We start from the raw sequence: 7,620 nt of genomic DNA on the forward strand, positions 1-7,620 counted from the left end.
GGAGTTAGGAGTTTGGAGTTAGGAGTTTGGAGTTAGGAGTTTGGAGTTAGGAGTTTGGAGTTTGGAGTTTGGAGTTTGGAGTTTGGAGTTATTCTCCATCCCCGTTGTCCCCGTTGTCCCCCTTGTCCCCCTTGTCCCCCTTGTCCTCCTTGTCCCCCTTGTCCTTTTTGTCCCCGTTGTCCCCCTTGTCCTCCCTGTCCCCCTCCTCCTCAAGGTGCAGGTACAATTGCACCATTAGGAATATCTAACTCAATATTTGGTCCGCGGTCTAGTACTTCAATATCCCACTGACCACGGCTGGCAGTTTCAAATACAACATAACGTCCGTCTGGGCTGATATGAGGATTTCTGAGCCAGCCGCGATAGATTGGGGTGAGGATTTGCGATTGTTGGGTAGCGCGATCGTAAAGTGCCACAACTGGTCTACCTTGGTCGCTAGTAATGTAAGCAATATAACGGCCTGTGTAGCTCAGACTTGGACTTTCGGCAATTGTATCCGCTCGGTTTAAGCGGGGTGTTGGAATAAACTGTTGCTGTTGCAAGTCATACACCAATAGTTGGTGAACACCATTGCGATTTGAGACAAACGCTAAAAAGCGACCATTTCCACTCAAACTTGGTTGCTCTTCAGTGTAGCGACTGTTGAGGGAATTGGAAGCAAAGGGGATAACGCCGGAATCACAAGATACAAGTAAGCTTGTGAAGCTAAAGATAAAACTCCAATAAAACGGTCTTTGGAGCCAACTTTTAGGTGTAAATTTTGTCACCTCAAATGTTTTTCATCGCAATTTTTGCGACATTCACCTAAGCTTTATTAAATATCATCAAATTTAGTCGAATTATCCGATTCTTGATCTGGCTGTTCCAGAGGTTTGTAATCTACGTATTCAGTTGGTGTTGCATCATCTTCGCGTTCTCTACGGACAGAAGAGTCATTAGGCGATCGCCTTCTTCTTGCTCTCTTAGTCTCGTCTTCGGTGGAAGTTTCTGGGCGAGAATTGCCATTACCACCACGACGCGCAGGTTTTCTCACCTCACCAGAATTGTCCCAATCATTTACTTGTTGCCGAGAAGAAGAACCCCATTCATCATCAGTTCTTTCTGGGGTAGGATTCACAGGACGTCGCGAACTAGAGCGACGCGGTTTGTCTGTGTTTTCTGGTCTTTCACGAGTATTACGACGTTCCGAACGACGTGGTGCTTCATCGCTGTAATAATCATCGCTTTTGGAGCGATCGTCCCTACTACCCCGAATCCGAGCGCGTGGGCGTTCCGCTTCATAATCATCATAAGGTAGTGGTTCTAGCTCTGCATCCACCTCAGCCTTATACCGTCGATTATAAGAATAGTTATCGCTAACATCTCGACCATCATCAACTATTTTCGTATTCCGCTTCGCTTGCTCAGTGGCAATACCCCGTAAGCGAATACTTTCAACTGCGAAAAACACAGTTGTACCAACCAAAAGTAGCTGACCAAATTGCAAAATCGGGTCTAGGCGCCATCCTTGGAAGATCAGAATAAAACCGCACAACAAGCCCACCGCTGCAAAAAAGATATCTTGGTCTCTTGACAGTTCTGGACGCACAGAGCGGAGAAAATACAGAGCTGCCCCAGCCACAGCCAGGAAAATTCCTAGGAAAGTGGCTGGAGTTGCTCCCACATTTACCTGAGCCAGGAAACTGGCTGAGTTCAGCCCAAAATTTATCATTGCTATTTTCCTAATATCACATCTATGTTAGCGATTAAAATCACTACTCTAATCAGAGAGAAAATATTAATGTAGAGACGCGATTGGGTCACGTCTCTACATTCAAAATATGTGTCTGCTAGCTAAGTATACCTTTGACTTGCATTTCCGGACTCGCTGTTCCAATTGCAACCAAGTATTTAGCTAACAAATGATTGCTTGTGAAAGTCAAACCGACTCCTGCAAGTGTTCTTAACGCTGGATTTTATCTTTTTGGCTAATAAAAATCAGACCAACAGTCGCTGGAACAACGACAATTACTCCACCCAACAGAAGACTCCAAAGGAAGTTTGCTAAAGAAGGCGTCATAGATTTCAACATGAATTTACACTCTTCATCATAATTCTAATGTTGTATCAGTTCCTTGAAAAGCCTCCAAGCATTAACTCCTAAACTTAGTGACGAAGCTAACAAATAATTAAATCAACTGCGCTTCGATGTTCGGTTATCTAACCACGCAGACGAGTCAAAGCTTGTGGTTATGGAGCGATCGCATTTAGATAAAATATTATAAACTCCAGCTCGCTAGCAGCACGCAATCAACTGAGTATCCATTAGGGGTTTAGGATTACAAACTCAGGGCAATTGAGTATAAATCCTTATCAATGATTGAAATAAAATTATAAACAGTGCTTTACAAAGCTTAAAATTTTTTCTATCTGCACGGAGAGTAGTTCAAACCAATGACTGGCGTTAACCTTACTTATTTGATTCTCAGTCTACTATTGGGACTGATGATATTGTTGTTTATTTTCCGGATAATTCTTACCTGGTATCCCCAAGTAGATTTAAATCGTTTGCCCTTTAATCTGGTTGCTTGGCCCACCGAACCGTTCTTAGTGCCATTGCGTCATATTGTACAACCTATCGGCGGAGTAGACATTACCCCCATCATTTGGGTAGGAATCCTCAGTCTGCTGCGAGAAATTCTTCTAGGTCAGCAAGGGTTGCTGACCATGATGTCTCGTCTATAGTCGAAAATTGGGCATGGGGCATAGGGCATAGGGCATCGGTAATAATTCTTTTCCTTTCCCCATTAAACAATTGCCCATTGCCCAATCCCTAGCTATTATTCATTTCCTGCACAAAATTGGTATAAACATTACCTGACAAAAACTGGGGATTTTCCATAATTCTTTGATGAAAGCCGATAGTTGTAGGTAATCCAGTAATTGCACATTCGCGTAATGCGCGTTTCATACGGTTAATAGCTGTTTGGCGGTCTGGTCCCCAAACAATTAATTTGCCGATGAGCGAATCGTAGTAGGGAGGAATTTGGTAATCGGTGTAAACGTGGGAATCAATGCGAACACCGGGACCTCCAGGGGGGAGATAGCCGCTGATACGTCCGGGGGCTGGACGAAAGTCGTGGTCAGGATCTTCCGCGTTGATCCGACATTCGATCGCATGACCCCGCAAGACTACTTGCTCTTGATTAATCTTGAGTCTTTCCCCTTGAGCAATCCGAATTTGTTCGCAAACCAAGTCTATACCGGTAATCATCTCCGTAACTGGATGTTCAACTTGAATCCGGGTGTTCATTTCCATAAAGTAGAATTTACCCGATTTATCCAAGAGAAACTCGATTGTACCTGCGCCTGTGAAATTAATAAACTGGGCAGCTTTGACGGCAGCTTCTCCCATTTTCTCTCGCAAATCTGGGTCTAGAGCAGGGCTGGGAGCTTCTTCTAGTAGCTTTTGATTGCGACGTTGAATTGAGCAATCCCGTTCGCCTAGGTGAATGACATTACCGTAATTATCCGCCAAAATTTGAAATTCAATGTGGCGCGGACGTTCGATAAATTTTTCTATATAAACGCCAGAATTACCAAAAGCAGCTCCGGCTTCGCCTTGAGCCGCTAGAAAAAGCTTGACAAATTCGCTTTCATGTTGTACCAAACGCATACCGCGTCCACCACCACCAGCCGTGGCTTTGACCATTACTGGATAGCCGATAGATGAAGCGATCGCTAAACCTTGCTCCTCAGACTCTACCAACCCGTCACTTCCCGGTACAGTCGGAACCCCAGCTTTTTGCATGGTTTCTTTTGCCGTTGATTTATCCCCCATTAAGCGAATCGCTTCGGGAGATGGACCAATAAATGCAATATGATGATCTGCACAAATTTCTGCAAACCTGGCATTTTCTGACAAAAAGCCATAACCCGGATGAATAGCGCTTGCATTGCGCGTCAGTGCCGCAGCAATAATGTTGGGAATATTCAAATAACTTTTAACGCTGGCAGGTTCACCAATGCAAACCGCTTCGTCAGCAAGCTGTACGTGAAGAGCATTACGATCAACTGTAGAGTGAACTGCAACAGTAGCAATCCCCATTTCTTCACAGGCACGGAGAATGCGAAGCGCAATTTCTCCTCGATTGGCAATTAATATTTTATCAAACTTCATCTTCAAGCTTCGATATCAGTACCAGTAGATTGACATTCTCTCCTATCCAACTTGAAACAACGCTTTCGTGTTATTCCAAATTCTGACAGGAGATTCCCAAACCTCATTCATCGTGATTGCTTTCAAGGATCTGGCTGCCTACGTCTACGGGTTCTAACTAGACTAGCAACACGAATGTTATTAATCTATGTCAGTTTGCCGAGTCAAGGCAGTAAGAGCGCTTTTTGTGCGGTTCCACTTCAGGAGTAGAAGCTTTTATTGAGAGCAGTTCTCCCCACACCCCATTTAATATCTCTTGTGCAACTGCTAAATTTCTGTCAGTCTGATATCCGCATTCAGAAAATTTCTGAATCCGTATACTTAAATAAATTAAATTTTTAGGAAATTAGCTCTTACTTTACTATATTTGTTTTTTTATGCTATATTTTATCATCAGACAGGATTGTGCGGATGTGGCGGAATTGGTATACGCGCACGCTTGAGGTGCGTGTGGGCAATGCCCTTGCGAGTTCGAGTCTCACCATCCGCATTTTTAGTTAGTAGTCAAAAGTCAAAGGTCAACAGTTAATTGTCAAAAAACATTGAACTGTTGACCTTTGAACTATAGACTTTGAATTAAATACTCGCTGATTTTTTCTGCTTTTATATCGATAAGTGAAGTTTCGTAACAACTTTGACTGTTACTTTGAAATCGACAAATAACTTAACACTAGCCTACGGTTGGCATCTTTAATTAGTTAGAAAAAAGATTTTTGTAGTCAGGACTTTAGTCCTTATCTTAGAAGATGAGGACTAAAGTCCTGACTACGATCTCATCAAAGCAATTTAGAAACAATTGCTAATTTTCATTAAAATGAATGACGCTGGTTTGGAACATGCGATCGCTATGCGCTTAAAATTGGAATATTTATTAGATATATCCGGAAATGAGAACTTGATATGCCTGAAACCTAGCTCTGGAGAGGGTTTTAGAGTTTTCTCTCTTAGATAAACTAAAAAGCTAGCTATGTAAGGGTTTCAGCTATTTTAAGCTTTATTTATGGACAGGTCTATTGAGATCAAGTCGGGAAAGTTGATTTATCTTGGGTTTTAACAGATAAATGCAACAGGCAAAAGTTATGTCAAAATAGGGCGTAAGGCAGCTAAACACTTGCAGCTTTGTCAAGTTAGGTATATCTTCATAGTGCTTGACCTGACGAATTTATCGCTAGGACACTTTCTAATGGCTCTCACCGTCCAATCTACGAGATATCTACCCGTTACCGAAGGGAGGGGTTCATGGGTTCATGAAAAAAGGGGAAATGTTGAATTAGATACGCAGAAATTTTTATATGATTCTTTTCCCCAATAAGAGTTTAAAGCCCCCTATGCGTAAGTGGTTTTATTTGGGGGGAGGTCACAATCCCCAAACATATTCTTTCCCCTTTCCCCTTTCCCCTAATGAGTGAAAGGGTTAAAGCTGGTTTTGCGGTTTATGCGGGCATCTATAGCGTAAAAAGCGCAACCGTCGTTTGAAATTGAGCGCATACTGTAAAAAAGGGTAACTCGCTACAAAAGCACCACTAATGAAACAGTAGTAATTTGAGAAAATAATGCTTTATGTCCATTACCAAAGTATTAATAACTCTCAAGAAAGAGAAATTAATGTAATTAAGTGTCCTGAAGAAGAGTAAACCTTCTAGTTTACTGTAATCAAGCAAATAATGAGTTCGCAATTATGAGGTGTTAGGTTTCAATGGCACTACCTGTTATATCTGTCTTATCAACGCAGAAAAAAAAGAAACCGTCTTTAGTGCTGACGCTTTCATCTGCCGGGTTATTGATTGGTGTGGGGAGTGCAGCATTCTGGCTTTTAACTCAGGGAAAATTATTTTCCAGAGATTTGCCAGTGGGTGCAAATATTATCCCTCAAGATGCCTTATTTGCGGTTTCTTTAACCACCGATGCCAGTCAATGGCAGAAATTGCGCTCTTTTGGCACAAAAGAAAGCCAAGGAGAACTAGATAAGTATTTAGTCGAGTTACGCGATCGCTTTCTCACTAATAACGGCTACGATTTCCAAAAAGATATCAGTCCTTGGGTAGGCAATGAAGTAACAATTGCCATTCTTGCCCCAGACATGAAAAAAGGTGCACCTAAGTCTGTAGCTTCTGATGAAGTTGCGACTAAAGAGCAGTCGATGGTGATGGTTTTGCCAATAAAAAACCCACAAAGTGCTATAAGCATCTTGGCACAACCCAAAATGCTCTTTGGTGGCAAATTAGTTGATCGCACCTATCAAGGAATTGCCATCAAACAAACTGAAGAGCAAATAGGAGAACACTTTTCCGCTGCGGTACTAGATCAGCGTTTCTTAGTGATTACTGATAATCCTAAAGCCACAGAAAGAGCGATTGATGCTTATAAAAATAAAACAACACTCGCTACAACAGGTGGTTTTGCAGATAATTTCCCGAAAATCGCTAATTACCAACCCTTCGCCCAGTTTTATGTAAATGTGCCGATAGCTGCTAAGATAGCGGCTACCTCTCCAAATCGTCCTTTGCCCGCTCAAGTTTTGGCTCAACTTCAGAACAACCAAGGTTTAGCGGGGACAATTACTTTAGAGTCAGAAGGAATACGCTTAAAAGGGGTTTCTTGGCTAAATCCGAATAGTCAACGTACCTTAGCGGTGGAAAACAACGCTGGGAATATGCAAAACCGCTTACCAGCAGAAACCTTAATGATGCTTTCTGGGGGTAATCTCAAACGGTTGTGGGGAGATTATGTTTTAACATCTCACTCTAATCCACTTTCACCCATACCACCAGAAACACTTAGAAGTGGAGTGAAATCACTCAGCAATAATGAACTTGATTTAGATCGGGATTTATTAAGTTGGATGGGTGGTGAGTTTTCAATTTCAGTGATGCCATCAATTGAGAAAGAACGTTATAAAGAAGATTTTCGTGCGGCATTTGTATTCATGGTACAAGCAAGCGATCGCCCATTAGCTGAAGCATCAATAAAACGTCTGGATGACATTATGAAAAATCAATATCAATTCCAGATTAAACCGGAGACAATAGCAGATAAACCCGCTGTCAACTGGATTGCACCTTATGGAACCTTAACTGCTACCCACGGCTGGTTAGATAATGATGTCGCTTTTTTAATTATGGGTGCTCCTGTTACCAATAAAATTGTTCCTAGACCAAACAATACATTAGCTAGCAGTTTCCCATTCCAAAAAACACTTCCTTCAGATCCTAATCCGACAAACGGTCAGTTTTTCTTAGATGTGGAACGCACGGTGAAAAATTTTCCCCTACCGACATTGTTCTCCAATCAAGAAACTGTACTCGAAGCAACCCGTTCAATTGGCATAACATCTGCCGTCAGTGACAGTCGTAGTAACCGCTACGACATTTTTATCGAATTAAAAAAAGGTGATAAACCAGCACCTTTACCCAGTCCGACTC

6 protein-coding genes and 1 tRNA gene are annotated in these 7,620 nt (G+C 42.1%); 3 read left to right on the forward strand and 4 right to left on the reverse strand.

Annotation, left to right across the window (positions count from 1 at the left end):
- Positions 1-209: 209 nt before the first annotated feature.
- The 3 genes from OGM63_RS03555 to psbX all read right to left on the reverse strand — a co-directional run bounded on the left by OGM63_RS03555 (position 210) and on the right by psbX (position 2,059).
- Positions 210-767, reverse strand: coding sequence for a TolB-like translocation protein (locus OGM63_RS03555; RefSeq protein ID WP_263744131.1), 558 nt, complete (start codon positions 765-767; stop codon positions 210-212).
- Between the two features lie 47 nt (positions 768-814).
- Complete coding sequence (locus tag OGM63_RS03560; protein ID WP_263744132.1) at positions 815-1,711, reverse strand: Ycf66 family protein; 897 nt, start codon at positions 1,709-1,711, stop codon at positions 815-817.
- Positions 1,712-1,942: 231 nt separating this feature from the next.
- Complete coding sequence (psbX, locus tag OGM63_RS03565; RefSeq protein ID WP_263744136.1) at positions 1,943-2,059, reverse strand: photosystem II reaction center X protein; 117 nt, start codon at positions 2,057-2,059, stop codon at positions 1,943-1,945.
- Between the two features lie 374 nt (positions 2,060-2,433).
- Between psbX and OGM63_RS03570 the strand changes: the two genes are divergently transcribed.
- Entirely contained in the window at positions 2,434-2,724 is a 291-nt protein-coding gene (locus tag OGM63_RS03570) for a YggT family protein (protein WP_263744133.1), read from the forward strand.
- A gap of 88 nt (positions 2,725-2,812) precedes the next feature.
- Here the strand turns inward: OGM63_RS03570 and accC are convergent, their stop codons facing one another.
- Positions 2,813-4,159, reverse strand: coding sequence for an acetyl-CoA carboxylase biotin carboxylase subunit (accC, locus tag OGM63_RS03575; RefSeq protein ID WP_263744134.1), 1,347 nt, complete (start codon positions 4,157-4,159; stop codon positions 2,813-2,815).
- A 446-nt stretch (positions 4,160-4,605) separates the two neighbouring features.
- Here accC and OGM63_RS03580 point away from each other — a divergent pair.
- Together OGM63_RS03580 and OGM63_RS03585 are read left to right on the forward strand one after the other, a co-directional pair.
- Positions 4,606-4,688: transfer RNA gene (locus OGM63_RS03580), tRNA-Leu, on the forward strand.
- 1,206 nt (positions 4,689-5,894) lie between these two features.
- The coding region (locus OGM63_RS03585) for a DUF3352 domain-containing protein (RefSeq protein ID WP_263744135.1) at positions 5,895-7,620 on the forward strand (1,726 nt) is incomplete at its 3' end.

This window comes from Plectonema radiosum NIES-515, from assembly GCF_025753815.1.
Taxonomy (GTDB): Bacteria; Cyanobacteriota; Cyanobacteriia; order Cyanobacteriales; family Nostocaceae; genus Hassallia; species Hassallia radiosum_A.